This is a genomic window from Nostoc sp. DSM 114167 (genome assembly GCF_052692655.1).
This window is the reverse complement of sequence record NZ_CP195116.1, coordinates 4212974-4232708: the sequence shown is the minus strand read 5'-3', so window position 1 is coordinate 4232708 and position 19735 is coordinate 4212974. Positions and strand designations below refer to the sequence as shown.

The 19735-nt window shown below is 40.1% G+C and carries 14 protein-coding genes and 2 pseudogenes; 9 read left to right on the top strand and 7 right to left on the bottom strand.

The features are described from left to right. Positions 1 to 35 precede the first annotated feature (35 nt). Positions 36 to 932 (top strand): alpha/beta fold hydrolase, encoded by an 897-nt coding sequence (locus NSTC731_RS18090; RefSeq protein ID WP_445632003.1) that lies wholly within the window; start codon positions 36 to 38, stop codon positions 930 to 932. 167 nt (positions 933 to 1099) lie between these two features. On the opposite strand, the gene NSTC731_RS18085 is transcribed toward NSTC731_RS18090, so the two are convergent. After that, positions 1100 to 1633, bottom strand: a complete 534-nt coding sequence (locus NSTC731_RS18085) for a DUF4330 domain-containing protein (RefSeq protein WP_445632002.1) — start codon at positions 1631 to 1633, stop codon at positions 1100 to 1102. Positions 1634 to 2119: 486 nt separating this feature from the next. Between NSTC731_RS18085 and NSTC731_RS18080 the strand changes: the two genes are divergently transcribed. Continuing rightward, the gene (locus NSTC731_RS18080) at positions 2120 to 2983 is read left to right on the top strand and encodes a M48 family metallopeptidase (protein ID WP_445632001.1); all 864 of its coding nucleotides are present in this window, start codon (positions 2120 to 2122) and stop codon (positions 2981 to 2983) included. A 183-nt stretch (positions 2984 to 3166) separates the two neighbouring features. On the opposite strand, the gene NSTC731_RS18075 is transcribed toward NSTC731_RS18080, so the two are convergent. Next, positions 3167 to 3922 (bottom strand): metallophosphoesterase family protein, encoded by a 756-nt coding sequence (locus NSTC731_RS18075; protein WP_445632000.1) that lies wholly within the window; start codon positions 3920 to 3922, stop codon positions 3167 to 3169. A 270-nt stretch (positions 3923 to 4192) separates the two neighbouring features. On the opposite strand from NSTC731_RS18075, the gene NSTC731_RS18070 reads away from it, so the two are divergent. Continuing rightward, a complete protein-coding gene (locus NSTC731_RS18070; RefSeq protein ID WP_445631999.1) occupies positions 4193 to 4477 on the top strand; it encodes a DUF2470 domain-containing protein in 285 nt (94 codons plus the stop codon). Between the two features lie 419 nt (positions 4478 to 4896). Here NSTC731_RS18070 and NSTC731_RS18065 read toward each other — a convergent pair whose 3' ends face one another. Then, the gene (locus NSTC731_RS18065; protein ID WP_445631998.1) at positions 4897 to 7338 is read right to left on the bottom strand and encodes a hypothetical protein; all 2442 of its coding nucleotides are present in this window, start codon (positions 7336 to 7338) and stop codon (positions 4897 to 4899) included. A 171-nt stretch (positions 7339 to 7509) separates the two neighbouring features. Here NSTC731_RS18065 and NSTC731_RS18060 point away from each other — a divergent pair, with 171 nt between their 5' ends. From NSTC731_RS18060 to NSTC731_RS18045, 4 genes are all read left to right on the top strand, one after another. Next, the gene (locus NSTC731_RS18060) at positions 7510 to 8859 is read left to right on the top strand and encodes a glutamine synthetase family protein (protein WP_445631997.1); all 1350 of its coding nucleotides are present in this window, start codon (positions 7510 to 7512) and stop codon (positions 8857 to 8859) included. Beyond that, positions 8796 to 10025, top strand: coding sequence for an amidohydrolase family protein (locus NSTC731_RS18055; RefSeq protein WP_445631996.1), 1230 nt, complete (start codon positions 8796 to 8798; stop codon positions 10023 to 10025). The genes NSTC731_RS18060 and NSTC731_RS18055 overlap by 64 nt, the downstream gene beginning before the upstream one ends. A 951-nt stretch (positions 10026 to 10976) precedes the next feature. After that, positions 10977 to 12146 (top strand): glycosyltransferase family 4 protein, encoded by a 1170-nt coding sequence (locus NSTC731_RS18050; RefSeq protein ID WP_445631995.1) that lies wholly within the window; start codon positions 10977 to 10979, stop codon positions 12144 to 12146. A 63-nt stretch (positions 12147 to 12209) separates the two neighbouring features. Beyond that, the gene (locus NSTC731_RS18045; RefSeq protein ID WP_445631994.1) at positions 12210 to 13349 is read left to right on the top strand and encodes a glycosyltransferase; all 1140 of its coding nucleotides are present in this window, start codon (positions 12210 to 12212) and stop codon (positions 13347 to 13349) included. A 74-nt stretch (positions 13350 to 13423) separates the two neighbouring features. On the opposite strand, the gene NSTC731_RS18040 is transcribed toward NSTC731_RS18045, so the two are convergent. After that, entirely contained in the window at positions 13424 to 13795 is a 372-nt protein-coding gene (locus NSTC731_RS18040; protein ID WP_104909380.1) for a hypothetical protein, read from the bottom strand. Between the two features lie 520 nt (positions 13796 to 14315). Here NSTC731_RS18040 and NSTC731_RS18035 point away from each other — a divergent pair. Then, a pseudogene (locus tag NSTC731_RS18035) lies at positions 14316 to 15386 on the top strand (transposase); the annotation flags it as partial. 294 nt (positions 15387 to 15680) lie between these two features. Here NSTC731_RS18035 and NSTC731_RS18030 read toward each other — a convergent pair. Together NSTC731_RS18030 and NSTC731_RS18025 are read right to left on the bottom strand one after the other, a co-directional pair. After that, the gene (locus tag NSTC731_RS18030) at positions 15681 to 15950 is read right to left on the bottom strand and encodes a hypothetical protein (RefSeq protein ID WP_069069307.1); all 270 of its coding nucleotides are present in this window, start codon (positions 15948 to 15950) and stop codon (positions 15681 to 15683) included. 444 nt (positions 15951 to 16394) lie between these two features. Continuing rightward, a pseudogene (locus NSTC731_RS18025) lies at positions 16395 to 17478 on the bottom strand (IS630 family transposase). A gap of 297 nt (positions 17479 to 17775) precedes the next feature. On the opposite strand from NSTC731_RS18025, the gene NSTC731_RS18020 reads away from it, so the two are divergent. Then, a complete protein-coding gene (locus NSTC731_RS18020; RefSeq protein ID WP_445631993.1) occupies positions 17776 to 19074 on the top strand; it encodes a cation:proton antiporter in 1299 nt (432 codons plus the stop codon). 47 nt (positions 19075 to 19121) lie between these two features. On the opposite strand, the gene NSTC731_RS18015 is transcribed toward NSTC731_RS18020, so the two are convergent. After that, complete coding sequence (locus tag NSTC731_RS18015; protein ID WP_445631992.1) at positions 19122 to 19511, bottom strand: hypothetical protein; 390 nt, start codon at positions 19509 to 19511, stop codon at positions 19122 to 19124. Positions 19512 to 19735 lie beyond the last annotated feature (224 nt).

Here is a 19735-nt window from a genome sequence, read left to right as displayed (position 1 = left end):
GTGCCAACGAATCACTACAGTCAACAAAAAAACTTATGTTTCAACCACTAGGATTTGAACAACGCTCTATAAATACCTCACTAGGTAGAATGGTATATTATACTGCTGCTGGAGCGCCTTGGGAGGATGATGTGACTGCCAAAGACGATCGGGAAACTTTGGTATTCCTGCACGGCTTTGGTGGTGGGTCTTCTGCTTATGAGTGGTCGAAAGTTTATCCAGCTTTTGCGGCTGAATATCGGGTCATTGCGCCAGATTTGCTCGGTTGGGGTAGGTCTGAACATCCAGCACGGAGTTACAAGATTGAGGATTATTTGACCACGATTCGGGAGTTTTTCGAGCAGACTTGTACTGGGCCAGTAACAGCGATCGCTTCTTCTTTGACCGCAGCATTTACAATTCGGGTAGCAGCAAATCATCCTGATTTATTTAAGTCTTTAATTCTTACTACCCCCGCCGGACTTTCTGACTTTGGCGAAGACTACTCTAGGAGTTTTTTTGCTCAGTTAGTTAGCGTTCCCATTGTCGATCGTTTACTTTACAGCACTGGAATTGCTACTAGTGGTGGTATTCGCAGCTTTTTAGAACAACGGCAATTTGCTCAATCCAATCGAGTTTACGAAGAAATTGTAGATGCTTATCTAGAATCTGCCCAACAGCCTAATGCTGAGTATGCAGCACTGTCCTTTGTACGTGGCGATTTGTGCTTTGATTTATCCCTTTACATTCAACAATTAGTCACTCCCACTGCGATTATTTGGGGACAAAAGTCGCAATTTACAGGCCCCTCAATTGGTCGCCGCCTTGCTGAAATCAATCCCTTAGCAATCCGATTTTTTCAACAGTTGGAAGATGTCGGATTGACACCACAGTTAGAATTGCCCGCAGTGACAATTGGGTTAATTCGCAAATTTTTGCCTTTGCTTAATTAATTTAAGAACTCAGAATTCAGGAGCCAGAATTCATAAGTAAGCTTGGATTATAAAACCAAAATTGCTATCAGTTATTGATTTTTTCAGCTGATTCAGCTTGGTATCAAATCATTCTGAATTATGAATTCTGACCGGAGGCGGAGTGTCTCCGGCTCCGCTCCTGAATTCTATTTATCTTGCAATCTGATATCAATGACAGTTGCATTGAAGTTGTAGTTAAAGCCTTCTAACTCAAATGGCATCCCAATTTTCACTTTACTGTTACCCAAAACTGGCCCACTTTCAGTAACTTGGGCTTTGCCATCTAAAGTCAAAAGAAAATCTGCACTATAATTGTTTTTCTTTGGATCTGGCAATTCTTTAACAGTGCCATCAGGTTGGGAAACATTGACTGTTCTAGGTAGCTGTTGAATGGATTTAATTTCAATCTGTCCGTAAGGCTGATTGCGGATAATCACATTGGTTTTACCACCTTTTTTTAAACCATTGTCGATTAATTTTTCTGGGTCGCGTACATTCAAACCACGAACTACTAAGTCTACTTCTATGGGTACTGTTTTCGCGCCAACTTGGGCAACAGAACCAGAAGTGCCAGGAAAAATAAAGATGCCAAAGATAACTAGCAAAATTACCAGTAAAGCACCTAAATCTAGGAGATTGATTTTGCCAAATAAGCGACCTTTTGAATCTAAAATAGCCATAAAAAGTTTTCCGAGGTAATAGCGAAGTAAAGGATTGTAGCTAGAAAGTTTTCGATGGGAACAGTAATTTTCCCTATTTGGTAATCACTCAAAGTATTCAAGGGTTGAAGTTATGCGACAGTCGATCGCGAGTTTGTAATTTCCAAGGAGGCAGTAGCTAACCCTAAAAATTTTAACTGTTATAGCAGATTTCAAGGAACGTGAGGTACACAAGCTCGCGTCTGTTACCCATATATCAAGCGTGTTTGACTCTTGAATTGTGAATTCTGCTGTAATCCTCACGCGCCTAGAAAGTAAAATCTAGTGTTTAGGGCTATCTCTAGAGAGAATCTCTAGCCTCCCGCAGTTCGGTAGATTTGAGTCAAGATGATCTGTATAACAACTCCTTTGATATTGAGTTAAGAATGCAACTTAGAATACTTTAAATCCGTCTCATAATTTGTCCCCTCATTTTATGTTCTTCCGAAATAATCTTCAAAGCGTATTATGTTCAACTGGAAAGGTTTTGCTGCAAATTACCGTGTATGGCGGCGTCGCTGGTTTTATCCCCTAATTTCAGTGGTAGTCGCCCTGAGTCTGTGCCTGAGTACACCCTTGCCTGGAAGAACTTTAGATTTCTTACCTCTTTTACTCCAAGGAGTTCAGGCATTTCAGCTTTCTAATATATCCCCTAATCAAGAAGTTGATCTTGGTAAGCAGATTAATCAGGAATTGGTCGGCAGTCAAGTCCGACTTTACCGCAATTCCGAAGTGAATCGTTATGTAGAACAAGTTGGTCGGCGTTTAGCAGCGAATAGCGATCGCCCCGATCTCCCCTATACTTTTCAGATAGTTGAAGATGAGTCTATTAACGCCTTTGCGACCTTGGGCGGCTATGTATATGTCCACACGGGTTTGCTGAAAACCGCAGACAATGAAGCGGAACTAGCAAGTGTACTCGCCCATGAAATTGGTCACATTGGCGGGAAACACGTAGTCAAGCAGATGCAGCAAAAAGCCCTCGAAAGCGGTCTATTAACGGCGGCTGGCTTAGATCGAAATGCCGCAGTGCAAATTGGTGTACAGGTAGCACGGGACTTACCACGCAGTCGTAAAAACGAATTTGAAGCCGATCAAAGAGGACTACGAACTTTGACACGTACTGGTTATGCCCAATCAGCAATGGTCTCTTTTATGCAAAAGCTGCTGAAAAAGGGCGGTTCCACTCCGACATTTTTGAGTACACACCCCGGAACTAGCGATCGCATTGAAGCCCTCAGACGTGCAATTAATGCTCAACCTAGTAATGGAAAATCTGGCTTGGATAATGCTAGTTATAAAGCAAATATTCGACCATTAGTAAGGTCTTGAGGAAATTGGGCATTGGGCATTGGGCATTGGGCATTGGGCATTGGGCATTGGGCATTGGGCATTGGGCATTGGGCATTGGGCATTGGGCATTGGGCATTGGGCATGGTTATTCTCCTTGTCCCCTTGTCCCCTTGTCCCCCTCATCTCCCTCATTTCCTCACTCCCCCTCATTTCAAATATTCCTCAATTCCGATTGCGGCGATCGACTTTAATTTTGGCTGGATCGACTGTACTTACAACCTCTTCTAAAGGCAGGGTACGGATATAGTTTTTAAAGATATTAACTTGATAAACCAACTGATTTGTGACATCTAGTCCAGTCAACCAGCCACTCCGGGGATGATAAGCGCCAGTATCTATGTCTAGCCATCCCTTTCCTTGGGCCAGTTTACCAGGAGAAACACCCGGCAGGGTAAAAGTAATGGTGTGACCGATGATAATTTGTTTATCTGGAAAGTAGGGTTTTTCAATGCTGTGAAAATCCTCTCGTATCCAGCACAATTCATCGGCAGTTTGTTCTGTGACTGACTTGGAAGGGTCAACACCAGCGTGAGTTAACCAAATATCCCCCAAGTCAAGGTATGTAGGCAAAGCTTTTAACCAATCCAGATGGTCATCAGGAATGGGAGCCTCGTGGTAACTGGCCACGGTAGCTTGCCCTCCACCAAACAGCCATGCCTGCATCGTCGAGGAGGAAGTCCTTTCATTGGTCAGAATGTTTAATAACATCTGCTCATGATTTCCCAACAAACATGGGTAGTTATTTTGTTTGACAAAATTAACTACTTGTGCACTATGAGGGCCGCGATCGATTAAGTCTCCCAGAAAATAGACTCGATCTTCTGACGTGGGGGCGATCGCCTCCAACAGTGTCATTAAACCTTCATAGTGTCCATGCACATCCCCAATTACAATTCGTCTGGGGCTAGTTTCGCTCATTGTCTCTTAGCTGCAATAGTTTTGGCTAATACTTCTGCTACAGTTTACGCTGTCTGCTTTCCGCAATGAAAGGTAAAAATACTGGATAATGCTTATTTTAATTTAATTTTTGTACGAGTAATAAACTTAACTTATCAAATATATACAACAGCAATTGTTTTTCAGATATAACTTATAATAACGATGGCGTAAGACTAGCTTTTTCTGCTAATTTAAACTACTTAGCCGAGAATTTAAGCTCTTGCCATATTCATCACTTTTAAGTTCACAATGTCTAATGGTTTTTCTGCTGAAATTAGTTCGCGCATCTGCAAGCACATGAATGACGATCATGCTGATGCTGTAGTTATTTATGCTAAAGCTTTTGGTGGTGTCACAGATGCGAACGCAGCCAAAATGCTGTCAATTGATGCACAGGGTATGGATTTAACAGCGCAAGTAAATGGGGAAGCTGTCCCAGTTCGCATTCAATTCGATCGTGTTTTAATAGATGCGGAAGACGCTCATCAAACTTTGATTGCAATGGTGAAGCAGGCGCGGGTTCAGGCTAAATAAGAAATGACAAAATAATTGACACTAAATATGCGATTAAATGTATCGCATATTTTTGTACATATAGCAATACTAGACTGGGGAAAGGTTAAAGGTTAAAGGGGAAAGGAAAATTTCATAGCTTTACCCCTTCTCCTTTTCCCTTTTTCCCAAACCAAATTCCAGTTTAAAATTCTCATCCGAGCAGTATTGAAAGCTGTGTTGTGTCGTAATTACTGTAAATACTTATACCAAGCGTGAAAAATGATTGCGACAGATGGAAAACTGAAACATTTATCCAATGGATGTTTCACAATCCAAAATCGTTCGACTGAGCTTGTCCTGAGTTTCGACTGCGCTCAACTACCGCGTAGCCGTTCGCGTAGCGTCTCCGACAGGAGAAGGGCGCAGCCGAAGTCTAAAATCTAAAATCCAAAATGGTATTACCCTGCCAGCCGATACATAATCACTTTTCCTTTCCAATTTTCTTCTACAAATACTAGATGCTCACCATTGGAACGCCGAAAAGCGCGAATACCGTAGGGTATATCAATCCAGCCACTTTCGCCGCCAACTTCTGGGCCTGGTTTTAAGTGTTGTACTTGCGCTCCCGTCTTGGCATTGTAGACATATACCTCTGCGGTTTTGACTGTCACGGCAAATACATAGTCTCCCGCCACACTGATGGCTGCTGTAGACACTTCACGCTTACCGATGCTGTCGTGGGGAATTACAATCCGCCATTTGGGAGTACGATTTCCTTTACTCCAATTGTCAAAACGGGCAATCTCAGATCCAGCAACTCCAGCATCGTCACTAAATGCAGGGCGATCTACCGTAAAGCCTGACAAATACATACTATCTGTTTCAGGGAAATATTCGATCCGGCGCAAGTCGTTAAATATTTTGGGAGTAGTTTGCTTTTCCATCGAACTATAGCTGTAGATGGGGTTGCCTTTGGGATCTATTCCCTGTAAAGAATAGTGTCGAATACCATCTTCTGTTCGCAAAGCTTTCCAAACATCTCCTTTGCTGTCTACCCACCAGCCGCCGAGATAAGGATAATCTTTGCTGCGATCGTATTCGTTCTTTTCAAATTTGCCATTACCGTTGCGATCGCGCCAGATCCATTCCCCTTTTTCTGGTTGATGTGGCGGCCAATTTCCGGTAATAAATGGTTTATCTGCGCTGTTAGTACCAACAAACATACCGGCGGGGATGGCGACTTTACCATCTGTGGCGGGATTAAAACGATAGATTTGCAGAAAGCTGTTATACATATCTGTGAGGAACAAAAACGGCTTCCCTTGAATGCGGCGAACAAAGGTTCCATCTGGCGATGTATGCAGACGTGGATCTTGAGGATATTTGAAAGGATTTAAGGTGTAGGCTTTGTAATTCCATTGCTTACCAGCAGGCTTACTATAATCCATCAGATAGTGTTCTTGTTTGGTGAATAAATCTACACCATCAGTTTTCGGATCGGCATCTGCATTATCGACGAATATCAATCCCAGCGATCGCCACATTAGTTTTCCCGATGGCGAAAATTTCCGCAAATCTGTTCCTGATTTGTTGAAACCATTACTATTTATATAGATATTGCCGGAAGCATCTGTACCGACTCCGGTAAGTCCGTAAAGTTTTAAATCTCGAACTTCACCAGCAACTCCTGCATAGATACCGCCTTTAGTGCCAAAACTACTCACCTGCACTGGCCGATCTTTGATCTCATAAGTCAACATTTGCTGACGCGGGCCATTTTCTGCTATTAACAGCTTACCTTGATGATTAATAGCGATCGCAGTTGGTTCGACGATATCTGCAATCTGTTGCGGCAATTGCTTTCCACTTTGGGAATAATGTAAAATTTTTGCAGGCTTACTACCATTTTTACTTTGAATAATCCACAGATTTTTTTGTGGATCGATAGTTATTGCTCCTGGATTAGCAACGGTAAAGCTGCGGAGTTCCTTCATCGTCTCAGTATCATAAACACGAATGCGGTTAGCAGCAAAATCACTCACATACAACTCACTTCCCACAGTTGCTAATCCAGTAACTTCACTTTTAGTACTGGTAATCACCATACTTTTATCCCAACCACGTCCATTCGGAAACGGCGCAGGTTTTCCTGATAAGTCATAGCGTCTAACGCTATACCAAGTTGTTCCTTCTGGTGGGTAATCTTCTTTTGTATCGCCCCTCGAACCTTGAGTCATCGCAATGTAAACATATTTACTATTTGCGGTTACAGCTTTGCCACCGCCACGACTCCAGCCGTGAGTATCCCCAAGGGCAGCAATAACCTTACCATCTTTATATATTCCTGCCTCCATTGCCGCCTCATCCCAATGGCTGTTAGTATAAACTGTGCCATCAGGAGCAACATACATGGCCTCAATATTGTTTTGTACCCGCAGATTTCCACTGCCAATAGTATTACCTATCCATGATGTTTTGTAGTTAAGCGCGGGTGTTTCAGTGTTGTTTTGTACCCGCAGCTTTTCGCTGGCAATAGTATTACTTTTTTGTGATATTTTGTGTATAACCGTGGGTATTTCAGTATTGTTTTTCACCCACAGATGTTCGCTGGCAATAGTATTATTTATTGATGATATTTTACCTTTAAGTGTGGGTATCTCAGTATTATTTTGTACCCGCAGATTTTCGCTGCCAATAGTATTATGTGTAAGCATGCGCGTTCCAGTTGTCGCCCAGTCTGTTGTAATTCCAAGGGTAGTAACAATAACTCCAATAGTCAGACTGAGTAAAAATTTGAACGTTTTATTTCTTTGTAAATATCTAGTATTAGATAATTTTTTGGTGTGCTGATTGAGCTTATAACGTAGTTTTTTTAACTGCGTCAGTAATTTATTTATCATATAATTTTCAGGTTTTAATTATTTATATACAATCATTGTTGATGAAATCCGTAAAAAAATATAACTATTTTGAAGTGGCTAAGATACAGTCTATGTATGGACACGGCATCTGATATCACTCTGCTAGAACTTTCATGAGAAAATAATCGAGTAAAGATAAAATAACTAGCAATGGCTGAAAAAAATAACTTAAAAAAAATACGAAAATATCTTGAAGAAGCTGATGTTAAATTTGTACGAGTTCTTTGGTGCGATAATGCTAATATTATCCGTGGCAAAGCTGTGCATCTGGGAATGTTAGCTCACTACTTTGAACATGGAGTAGGCATTTCTGTAGGGCAGCAGGGAATTCCGATAATGTATGATGCAGTTGTGCCAGAAACAAATTTAGGGCCAGTAGGTGAAATTCGCTTAGTCCCAGATTGGTCTAGCCTCAAGTTTTTACCTTATAGTCCTGGTCATGCTCGTGTCATGGGCAATATGATATTAGATGGTGCTGCTTGGGGGTTATGCCCGCGAAACTTCTTGAAGCGGATGATTGCGGCAGCTAAATCAACTGGTTGGGAAGTACGAGCAGCCTTTGAAAATGAGTTTTATTTATTACGGCAAACACCTGATGGCATCATTCCGGCTGACTCCACAGTTTTTGCTTCAACTCAGGCAATGGATCTCCACCGTGAAGTAATTGATGAAATCGCTGATGCACTTATTGCCCAAGGTATACCTGTCGAACAGTATTATCCTGAATCAGGCCCAGGTCAGCAGGAAATTTCCATGCGCTATACCGATGCTTTACAAGCAGCTGATTGGCAAATTGCTTTTCGAGAAACTGTCAGAGCGATCGCCCACCGCCACAACCTCATCGCTTCATTTTTACCCAAAATTTTCCCCGATGCAGCTGGTAGTGGTTGTCATATCCATCTGAGCCTTTGGCATCGGGAGAAAAATCTATTACCCGATCCTCAGAGTATCTATGGTCTTTCTGAGGTGGCATTACAATTCATCGCTGGTATCCTACACCATCTGCCGGCACTGATGGCACTAACTACCCCAAGTACTAATTCTTACCGCCGCATTCTTCCTCATAGTTGGAGTGGTGCTTTTTGTTGTTGGGGATTAGATAATCGGGAGGCAGCCGTTAGAGTCCCTAGTAACCCTGCTTTGGGCTGTCCCAGCCACTTTGAATTGAAAACTGTAGATGCCTCAGCTAATCCTTACTTAGCAATGGGAGCAGCGATCGCAGCCGGACTTGATGGCGTGCAGCGCAGTCTCACACCACCAAACCCAGTAAATCAAGACCCTGGATATTTATCAATTGAAGAACGCAGTGCTAAGAAAATAGACTTATTACCAAATAATTTGGGGCAAGCGATCGCTCACCTCCAGCAAGACGATATCCTATTAACAGCTTTAAATCCCCAGTTAGCCAAAGCGTTCTTAGCAGTGCGTCAAGCAGAGTGGCAAGCAATGAAAGATTGGGAATTAACGGCAGAAGTGAAAATATTATTAGAAAAATACTAGCACCCCACTCCTACTCCCTACTACAGATGAATCTGGCTGATATTCCTTTAATTGACCAACACGCCCACAACATATTAAAACCAGAAGTAGCTGGCCAGTCTCCTTATGCGGCTGCCTTTACTGAAGGCTACGAACCTGAAATCATCAACTACCATGCCCGTCATACCTTCTTTTATCGGCGTAGCTTGCGCGAGATTGCTGCTTTATTGAACTGCGAAGCTGAAGAAACAGCAATATTGGCACGGCGAGAAAGTCTAGGATTAGAAGAACTAACGCAGATTTATTTTCGGGCTGCTAACCTAGAGGCAATTTACTTAGATGATGGTTTGCAGCCAGAAACTATCCTACCTCTGTCGTGGCATGAAAGGTTTATTCCTGTGCGAAGGATTCTGAGATTAGAACTATTAGCAGAACAGCTAATTCTGCAATCTCCTGATTTTGCTACTTTCCTAGCCAGATTCAACAGTGAACTCGATCCCCCACCGCTGGGAGTAGTAGCTTTTAAAAGTATTGCCTGTTATCGGAGTGGTTTGGATATTCAATCGGTAACTGACGAGGTGGCGGCGGCTCGCTTTGACAACCTCAAGCAACAACTGCACAATCAACCTCTGCGACTGACAGATAAACCGCTGATTGATTTTCTGTTACAACAGGCATTATTAGTAGCAGCAAAATACCGCTTACCAGTCCAATTTCATACTGGCTACGGCGATCCCAGCTTGGATTTACGATTGGCTAATCCTCTAAATCTGCGATATTTACTAGAGTTACCCCAGTACAGTCATGTACCAATAGTATTGCTACACGCTTCATATCCTTATATGCAGCAGGCTGGTTATCTAGCTTCTGTATATCCCCAAGTTTATCTAGATTTCGGTTTAGCAATACCCTTTTTAAGCGTATCTGGGATGCGGGAAGCAATCAGGCAGATGTTAGAATTAACTCCCACTACTAAATTAATGTATTCTTCTGATGCCCATTCAATTCCAGAATTGTATTACTTAGGTGCAAAATGGGGTCGCCAGGTTTTAGGGGAAGTGCTAGAGCAAGCAATTACAGATTCTGATATTACTGTAGCTGAAGCTGAGGCTATTTCTGTAGCAATTTTACGTGAAAACGCCTTAGTTCTCTATCAATCAGTGCACGAAACAAGTACTAAGCTTTAGCATTATTTATTACCCCAATTACTTTTGCTTTCAAATTTGGCTGAGATTTTTCGTTGAACAGAGTGATTGCAGAGCGATATATAAAGCTCATCTATGTTGAAACCTAGAGTTTTTTAAAAATTATTAAAAGATATATTTATGTAGGTTGGGTGGAGTTAAACGCAATCCAACATTACCACCTGATTTATGTTGGGTTACGCTATCGCTGCACCCAACCTACAAAACTACGGTTCTCAAGGTAGACGAGGTTTAACTAGCAAATTATTTTTTATTTTATATAAGCCAGGACTTACGCATGAGTCACGAAAAGACGAACTAAAGAGACACAGAGTAATGAGGGTTTGAGAGTTTTTTACGTAAGTCCCATAAGCTTTATGTAGCTACCCTTATTCTTGAAATTTTCAGTTAATATCTTTAAAACATTATTTAAGCTCGACTTTATCCAAAATTAAGAAGTTGGTTTTCTTTATCCGGTAAAAATTCTAAATTTTTGGTAAATACTTTTTCCACATCACAGATATCGATGAAGCTAAAAAAAGCAAACCTCCTTTCCCACAAAGGTTTCAGCTTAGGCGATCGCGTCACGACGAAAATGGATATAGTCGAGTTAAGGTATTAATATTTACTTATTTTTAAATCAAAATGGTCAGCATTAATACAAAAATATTCTAAATTTATTACTTTACAGCAGCTTTTATCTCTCTATATATAGCATTCACATTTTTGAATTGATAGGTATCATATATAGCTATCTCGGTACACTCTAGTTAATAAGAACACCGATTTTATTCCTTATTGACGTTGATATATAAATAGTTTATAAATTGGTCTTATATACAAAAATTATTATTGGTAATGTGTATTCATAAATTCTATTGATTCAGGTTTGTATACAGATGTAAAAGCGCACAGATGTGCGCCTATTTTAGTATATTTATAGGAGATACATTAGTGGAAAATAAACTAAAAAATTTTACTTCATCATCTGCATCTATTCTCACTCTGGGATTAGGTTGGTTTCCCAAAAGTCCTGGAGGACTAGAAAGGTATATTTACGAACTAACTCATAAATTAGCAGCAAATCAAGACCAGATTGAATTATGCGGAGTTGGTCTACCAGAGGCTGAAATAAATTCGCCGATTAAGCTGACTAACTTGGCGAGTCCCGATAGTGCTATTTGGAAAAGATTATGGTCAATTCGCACGAACTTCCAGAAAACAAGAAGCAGCAAACCAGATGCTATTAATTTGCACTTTGCATTATACAGCTTTCCGATTTTAGATATTTTGCCAAAGGGAGTACCAGTTACTTTTAACTTTCATGGCCCTTGGGCTTCGGAAAGCCAGCAAGAGGTAGTTAATAAAAACCTTAGTCTTTTAATCAAGCATTGGCTAATCGAACAAAACACTTATAATCGTTGCGATCGCTTCATTGTTTTGAGTAAAGCATTTGGTCAAATTTTGCACGATAAATATCAAGTGCCGTGGAGCAAAATTCATGTTATTCCCGGTGGAGTTGATATTAATTGGTTTCAACCAAATTTATCACCCCAAGAGGCTTGTGCAAAGCTAGGCTGGCCTACTAATCGCCGGGTTATATTTACATCACGCCGCTTAGTGCATCGAACAGGAGTTGACAAATTATTGCAAGCTCTGGCTATAATTAAGCCCAAAATACCAGATGTTTGGCTAGCGATCGCAGGTCGCGGTCACATTCAAGCTGCACTACAACAACAGGCTACAGAATTAGGACTAGAAGACAACGTTAAATTTTTAGGTTTTCTTCCTGATGAACAATTACCTATAGCTTACCAAGCTGCTGAATTAACCATTATGCCTAGTCAATCTTTTGAAGGATTTGGATTAGTAATAGTTGAGTCTCTAGCCTGTGGTACTCCTGTTTTATGTACTCCAGTTGGGGGAATGCCAGAAATTTTATCAGATTTTTCACCTGATTTAATTACGACTTCAACAGAAGCATTAGACATTGCTGAAAAGTTAGAGCAAGTGCTTTTGGGAAATATCCCCATACCTTCACGATTGACCTGTCGCCACTATGCCACCACACATTACGACTGGAATCAAATTGCCCAGCAAGTACGGAATGTTTTATTAGCTTAGACAAGTAAGTTTAATAAATTCTAGCGGCACTACATGAGTCAAATTAAATAAAATAGAGGTTTAATGAGAATTCTTTTTTTAGATCAAAGCGGTAAACCAGGCGGTGCCGAATTATGTTTAATAGATATTGCTAAACCTTATGGCGATCGCGCTTTAGTAGGTTTATTTGCAGAGGGATCGTTTAAAGATTTACTACAACAAAATCATATTCCAGTAGAAGTCTTTGGAACTCAAGCGATCCAAGTTCGCAAAGAAAGCAGTTGGTTACAAGGATTCAAGAGTTTGGGACAACTTGCACCTTTGATTACTAAGATAGTTAAAAAAGCGCGTAAATACGATTTAATCTATGCCAACACCCAAAAAGCATTAGTTGTCGGAGCGTTAGCAAGTTTTTTCAGTCGTCGCCCTCTGGTTTATCATTTACATGATATTCTTTCCAAAGAACATTTTAGCCAAACTAATCTTCGCATTGCTGTTAACTTAGCTAATCGTTTTGCATCATTAGTAATTGCTAATTCTCAAGCAAGTAAAACAGCCTTTGTACAAGCAGGAGGACGCCCAGATATCATCGAAGTTGTTTATAATGGCTTTAATCCCAAAATTTATCAAACTGATGAGTCTGATATTAAACAATTACAGCAACAGTTAGGATTAGAAGGAAAATTTGTCGTTGGACACTTTAGCCGTCTTGCACCTTGGAAAGGGCAGCATATTTTAATTGATGCCCTTACTAAATGTCCGCATAATGTGATAGCAATTTTAGTGGGCGATGCACTATTTGGCGAACAAAATTATGTCCAAAAGTTACACCAACAAGTTAGCGGACTGGGATTAGAAAACCGCGTCAAATTCTTAGGGTTTCGTTCTGATATTCCCCAGTTAATGGCAGCTTGTGACTTGGTGGCACATACCTCTACTTCGCCAGAACCCTTTGGTAGAGTGATTGTAGAGGCAATGCTATCTGGAAAACCTGTAGTTGCAGCCAAAGCTGGGGGTGCAATAGAGTTAGTAGAACATGGACTTAATGGTTTTTTAGTGACACCAGGAGAACTCCAGGAACTTGCACAAGTAATTAGCACTTGTTTACAAGAGACGGAAATAACTGCAACTATAGCCAATAATGCCAGGGCTACTGCTAGTAAGCGTTTTGATATTTCAACTATTAATCAGCAAATTTTCCAACTGCTGTCCCACAGATTATAATTACTTCCCTAATCTGACAATCACCGATTTTGTTTGGATAACCCCAGATTCACATCTGGGGTTTATGGTTGTAATTACAAACCAACTAATTCACGAGACTCAAAATCAGAGAGTTGTTGAGCGATCGCCAATCTTGCTTCCAACTTAGCTACACTAAACTGGTTACGCAGATATTCCAAATGGGCGATGGCATTTGCTTTATCAACAGTTAATCGAATCTGGGTATCTATTGCTTTTTGATATTCCTGATTCACAAGCAACACCTCAAAGCGACGAGCCTTGCGTTGAGCATCATTTTTCAAATCCATCTCAAAGGCGGCGGTGCGGTCTGCATTGCCTTCAAATCGGTTAACTTGGTGCTGCACTGCCATCAACTGAGAATCTATTTCATTAGCCCGTTGGGCAGCTTGTGCGATCGCAGCTGGATAATGACTCAGTTGCATCATTTAATAATTTTCCTCTCAGGTCAATAATGTAGTGTTTAAGTATAAGACCAACCCTTGAATCCATTTACCAAAAGGCTATCACAGAGCAGTTTTACACTTAACTCAGCTTGGTGGAAGCTATATATATATTATAGCCAAAATGTATTGAATTAGGGGAGAAAAAGCGATGTCTGAAGTGCAGGTATGCCAATCATTTTCCTAAATTTTCGCTAAAATAAAGTTAAAATAAACTCTCAAAAATTTTTAAAGTTAAACTTCATTCATCTTTCTCCTCACATCTTGCATCAACCGTAGTCACCCGTACAGTTCAAATAACCTAGTGCAAAACTATACAACAAGTAAATATCATCAATCAGGGAGATTAAGTGCTAAATATAACTTAAATAGTGCAATTAATACAGAGAGAAATAGATGCTGGAATGCAGAGACTTTTTGACCTGAGATAGAGAGATGATTGCATCTGAATCTCGAAATATGAGAGAAAAGGCGTGAAATATCGAAATGTTTTAAAGCAAGAAAAATGCTTGCCCACGCCCAAGAATTAGTTTACAACCTCAAAAAGTTGATGCCGACGCAGTACCAAAAAGATAACCTAGAAGCTATGCTGGGGTTATTCTTAGAGGCACAAGGACACCCATTACCTGAACATAGTCAGGCAAAATCCCCCAGCGCAATCAGCCGATTTTTAAATATCAATCCTTGGTCAACAAGGGAAATGATTCGCATAGTTCGCCACCAAGTATTACAAACAGTGGTCAAGTCATTATCGTCATCTGGCAGAGGGCGCAGACCATTTTTACAAGTAATCATTGACCTGACGACTTTAGAAAAACGTGGCAAATTTAAAGATTTTAGTGAGTTAATCAAAGTCTATAACGGTAAGCGTGGTCTCCATTTGGTAGTAGTTTATTTGGTAATCGGAAAATGGCGTATTCCCTGGAATTTCCGTGTTTGGAGAGGTAAGGGTACTCCATCACCAGCTAAACTTGGACTATCTCTAGTGAAACGTTTACCTCAATCTTTAACTCAACACTTTGAAACAATTATTTTAGCGGATACAGCTTTTGGTAGTGTCGAATTCTTGCAGGGTATACGTCAGCTTAAATATCATGCTGTTACAGGTGTAGCGATTAGCCGTAAATTGACCGATGGTAGAGTTTTACGACATTTGCACAAACAGGGTCAACAGGTTCGTTTAGTAGGTTTAAAGTTTCCTGTTACAGTATCTTGGTATTACTTAAAGCGGGATAATGGCAAGTTAGAAAAGCGTTTTGTTCTGTCTACCCGCCCAATTAAAGCTTCTACTCTACGGTGGTGGGGTAAGCGTCGTTGGCAGATTGAAGGTTGGTTTAAAACTGCCAAACATCGCTTTGGTTTACATCGTTTTGGTCAAGGTACTCTTAAGGGTATGTATCGCTGGCTGATTCTTTCTCTGACTGCTTATCTCATCGCTCATTGGAGTTATCTGCATACTCAGCCAGCTTCTTCACCTGATTGGGGACAAGCTGCACAAACTGCTTTAGAATCTATTTTTCCTCAAATAGTTGTGTATTTTCTTTTACTTAATATTAAACGGCTAACTCCTCTTACACGTAGTTGTGGTTTTGACATTCATATTTCTCGGTGCAAGATGTGAGTCTCTGTACTCTGTCTGAGCTAAATTTTTAAGTTTTTGAAATTAGCTTTAGACAAAGGAGTAAAAATGAATGTCGATCGTCATTCATTTCTGAAGATGTCTTTTGAATAACACTATTTATTTTGCCTTTTAAGATTAAGTCCGCCCATACACCTATGACTTATTTAGCCGTCAGACTGAAGTCTGCGGCTAATAAAGTAAGCCTGCATAAGCAGGCTAATTATTTTCTGCTAAATTCTACACTTTAGCTCAAGCTGCTTCCCGCAGTTGTGGTTGTGACGGCACACTCACCTCTGGAAATGAAAGCGAGAGTTGTTCGGCTTGAGGTACTGCCGCTTGCTGCAAAACTTGAACTTCAATATTCACGCTGACCAAATAACTACCTGTATCAGCACCAACTGCTTCGGCAATGAGTTTAGCAATGTCTGGGCGTTTGGCAGTCAGCGGGTCACGTAAAATACACCGATCCCATTCATGCTTGGCAGTCGGATTGAGGTTGAGAATATAATGCTTCATCATCGAACTAACCCTTGAATCCATCTTCCAGAAGGTTTTCACAGAGCCATTATGCATTTGGCTAGGCTTTGTGGACGCTATACTATTATAGTATATTTGTACTAAATTGGCCGATGTCCAAGTCAGAAAGTAGGAAATAGATCATTTCCGTCTAATTAGCTATGCAGAAAGCTCAAAAGTCCCTCCCCTTTCCGGTCTTAATCATAAGTCTTTAACCGGACACAATTAAGCCGTTCCACATTTAAAGAACTTGCAAAAAATAAATTATCCCTAATTGTTTCTATATCTGTAGTAGGGGCGCAAGACCTTGCGGCCCTATGTACCCCGCGGGACGCTTACGCAAACGCAAAGCGTCCCGCAGGGATGGGATATTTTTTGAACTGGAAGTCTTTAACTTGCATAATTAGCGTAGGCTTTTCGGCTTATGCCACAAGAGTTATAGGACTCCTATTTGAGTTTTGAAAAAACTCCGTACATCTGGAGAGTAGCGAAATCAAAGGTAGTGTGTCGGATAAACCACTCAAACATCCACTTTAAATGAGAGAACGAAGGAATCAAAGCACAAAAACGTCGAACCCATGTTTTAGCCTGCAACCAAATATCCTCAATAGGATTTTGTACTGGGCAATTGGGAGCAAAGCGAACACAATGTATTTTCCATTGTTCAGATGACAACCCAAAATTTACCTCGTCCAAAAAACCTCGGACTTCTTTAGAACGGTGGTAACTAGCTCCATCCCAAAAAATTAGTAATTGCTGGTCGGGAGAGTTAGCTAGCAGGTATTGTAGGTAATCAATAGTGTTTTTTGAATTTCCTGCTTTATAAGCTTTGAGAACTAATTTTCCTTGCAGATAGTCAATTGCCTCATAGTATGTCTGCTTGTCTCGTTCGTTTACAACTGGGACTGCTATTTCTTGGTCACTTTTTCCCCATACGTAACCATCTTATTTCTCCCCACATTAAATGGCACTCATCAATTAGCAGTACTTTAAGCTTTCCTGTTTCGATTGACTCCCGGTGCTTTGCCAGCAATGTCTCAATCTCTTTTTTTTTGCTGCAACAGCATTCTCATCAGCTTTAGGATTCAACTTTGTGGTTTTCTTCCAATTAATGTCAGCAGCATCAAACAAGTCGTAGTAACTTTGTTTTGAATAATAAACTACATCATACTCAAAAGCTAGTTTATACTCCAGTTCACCCAGTTCCCAGCAGTTCTTGGTAGAGAGCCAACTCAACACTTCTTCTCGCTGTTCAACACGAAGGCGCGCTCTTTCTTCCTTTGTAGTTCAAGCACAGTCCATTTATTCCATACTGCTCATAGGCTTGTTTCCAACCTGTTATCGAGCCTAAAGACACATCTAAAATAGCTTGGATTTCTTCGTACAAGTAATCTTGGTAAACCAATTTGACTGCTAAAGCTTTTCTTGCTTCGCGGGCATCACGACAACCTGCGATAAAATCTTGTAATTCAGCGATCGCACTTGCCACTCCTCCAGGTAGTGTTACCGTTTGTAGATGCTGATTGACCATTGTCTGCTCTTACACTTGTACACTCATCAGTATTATCTCGTAATCTTTTTCAAAAATCAAATAGGATTCCTATATATAAATTTTAAATTAGATATGGTTTAGCTTATAAACCATTCGTAAAAGCGCAATGTCTACGATGGGCAAAGCCAACGCCAAATTTATCTATTCTTTTCTTCTCCAATTTGGTGATGTCTCTAAATTCTTAATCCCACAAAATCTGCCTATAGATAAATTCTAATACAAAGGTATTGCAACTAAGCTTACAAAGCAGCACCTTATATTTATGTAAATCGCTATATGTTAGATATCTATATTATTGACCTATTTGTAATTGGTCTACTTTTACTGATGGTAACTTTAGGGTCGGGTTGGATTACTCGCTTACCCCTTTCTTTTGCTATCATCTACCTAGTGGTTGGTATTTTTTTAGGCCCTTATGGCTTAGGGCTGATTCAATTACGTCGAGATGACGTTTTTAACACCGAACTGCTGGAGAGAATAACAGAACTTGTCGTAATTATTTCTGTGTTTAGCTGCGGCTTAAGAATTGTTCGGCCTCTAAAGTTGGGGGTTTGGGATATTACAGTGCGATTGATTGTATTTCTGATGCCAATTTCAATTTTTGCTCTGGCTGTTGTGGGTAAATTGTTTTTAGGAATGAATTGGGGAGAAGCAATTTTATTAGGAGCAATTCTCGCACCTACAGATCCAGTATTAGCATCAGAAGTACAATTGACCAGTATAAATGACCAAGATGAGTTGAGATTTGGTTTAACCTCTGAAGGTGGGTTAAATGATGCTTTAGCTTTTCCCTTCGTTTATTTTGGCATTCATGCCTTAGAAGATGACAACTGGGGTAACTGGTTTCAACAGTGGATTACAGTTGATTTAATATGGGCGATCGCATCTGGCATTATTATGGGGATTATTGTTGCCAAATCTATAGTTTGGATTGAAAAAAAAGTTCAAAAACGCCGTGCTACCGATGAGTTAATGGAAGATTTTATTGCTATCAGCACAATTCTATTAACTTATTCATTAACAGAAATGGTTAATGGTTATGGATTTCTAGCAGTATTTATTGCTGGGTTAGTTGTCCAACGCAGTTACAGAAATCCTGAAAAACCGATAGAACAATTAGAATTTGTTGAGCAAATCGAAAAACTACTGGAAGTTGGGACAATTTTACTATTGGGTTCAATATTATTATTGAAACCAATACTTAATTATGCTATGCAATCTGTGTTAGTAATAGTTTTGTTATTCTTGATCGTCAGACCTTTAGGAGTTTGGATTAGCACAATAGGCAAACGTCCTTTAGATTCACGCCGCCGAACCTTCCACCCAGGAACTCGGTTGTTATTTGGATGGTTTGGGATTCGCGGAGTTGGTTCTTTATATTATCTAGCCTATGCCTTTAGTCATGGTTTGAAAGGTGAGGCAGCCGAACAAATTGCTTGGATAACTTACACTACTATTGTAGCCTCGGTCGTTGTGCATGGAATTAGTGCAACTCCATTAATGAAGTGGTATGAGCGCCATTTTGCTAACAAGAGAAAGACTACTCCTCCCACCACAATAGATGAATTTGAGTAAAAAGATTTCTTGGATGTAGCGACTTTCAAGACAGTCGCTACAGTTCCCTATTTACCTGTCACTTTTTCAATAACTTCTTTCGCTTTTTCCCCAAAACTTTCTGGGGGATTTTGTTTTTGTTCAGCCTTTAAATTTCTTTCATAAGTCTTCTCTATAGTATTAAGGTTTTTTGAATCTTTTTTTGCTTGCTCATAAGCTTGTTGTCTGTCTTCTTCTTGAATGCCAACACCTGGATCGTATTCGTTAGCACGATTAATTTTTTCTTCAGAATTTGGTTTATACTCTGGAGGTATTAGTTTTAATTCTTCAAGAGTAGTTGCATGACTAGTTTGCTGAACCAAAATGAAAGAACCTGACAAGCCGATGAAAACCATCAAGCTAATAACCAAAAAGCTTGAACGTAATACTTGTTTTAAACTTAATAGAATTTTTTGCATGAAAAAAATCTCCTAATCTTTTTGTTATGAGCCTTTTGAGGTAGAAGATAGATTAAATATCTGAGGCTCAAAGGCATCCTAAGTGTTTAGGTACAGTTCTTTCTTCTACCTCAAGGTATATTAATTTTTAGTTTTTATAGTAATCTGATTTACAAGACTAAAATCCTCGACTTCTTAGAAAAGTCGAGGATCTCGTGGTTCACAAATGATTTAGTAGTAACACA

Bases quoted from the DNA above. Each gene is read 5' to 3' on its own strand.
- NSTC731_RS18020 (WP_445631993.1), top strand. From the start codon at position 17,776: ATGTTAGATATCTATATTATTGACCTATTTGTAATTGGTCTACTTTTA.
- NSTC731_RS18045 (WP_445631994.1), top strand. From the start codon at position 12,210: ATGAGAATTCTTTTTTTAGATCAAAGCGGTAAACCAGGCGGTGCCGAA.
- NSTC731_RS18030 (WP_069069307.1), bottom strand. From the start codon at position 15,950: ATGATGAAGCATTATATTCTCAACCTCAATCCGACTGCCAAGCATGAA.
- NSTC731_RS18085 (WP_445632002.1), bottom strand. From the start codon at position 1,633: ATGGCTATTTTAGATTCAAAAGGTCGCTTATTTGGCAAAATCAATCTC.
- NSTC731_RS18060 (WP_445631997.1), top strand. From the start codon at position 7,510: ATGGCTGAAAAAAATAACTTAAAAAAAATACGAAAATATCTTGAAGAA.
- NSTC731_RS18065 (WP_445631998.1), bottom strand. From the start codon at position 7,338: ATGATAAATAAATTACTGACGCAGTTAAAAAAACTACGTTATAAGCTC.
- NSTC731_RS18040 (WP_104909380.1), bottom strand. From the start codon at position 13,795: ATGATGCAACTGAGTCATTATCCAGCTGCGATCGCACAAGCTGCCCAA.
- NSTC731_RS18080 (WP_445632001.1), top strand. From the start codon at position 2,120: ATGTTCAACTGGAAAGGTTTTGCTGCAAATTACCGTGTATGGCGGCGT.
- NSTC731_RS18075 (WP_445632000.1), bottom strand. From the start codon at position 3,922: ATGAGCGAAACTAGCCCCAGACGAATTGTAATTGGGGATGTGCATGGA.
- NSTC731_RS18015 (WP_445631992.1), bottom strand. From the start codon at position 19,511: ATGCAAAAAATTCTATTAAGTTTAAAACAAGTATTACGTTCAAGCTTT.
- NSTC731_RS18090 (WP_445632003.1), top strand. From the start codon at position 36: ATGTTTCAACCACTAGGATTTGAACAACGCTCTATAAATACCTCACTA.
- NSTC731_RS18070 (WP_445631999.1), top strand. From the start codon at position 4,193: ATGTCTAATGGTTTTTCTGCTGAAATTAGTTCGCGCATCTGCAAGCAC.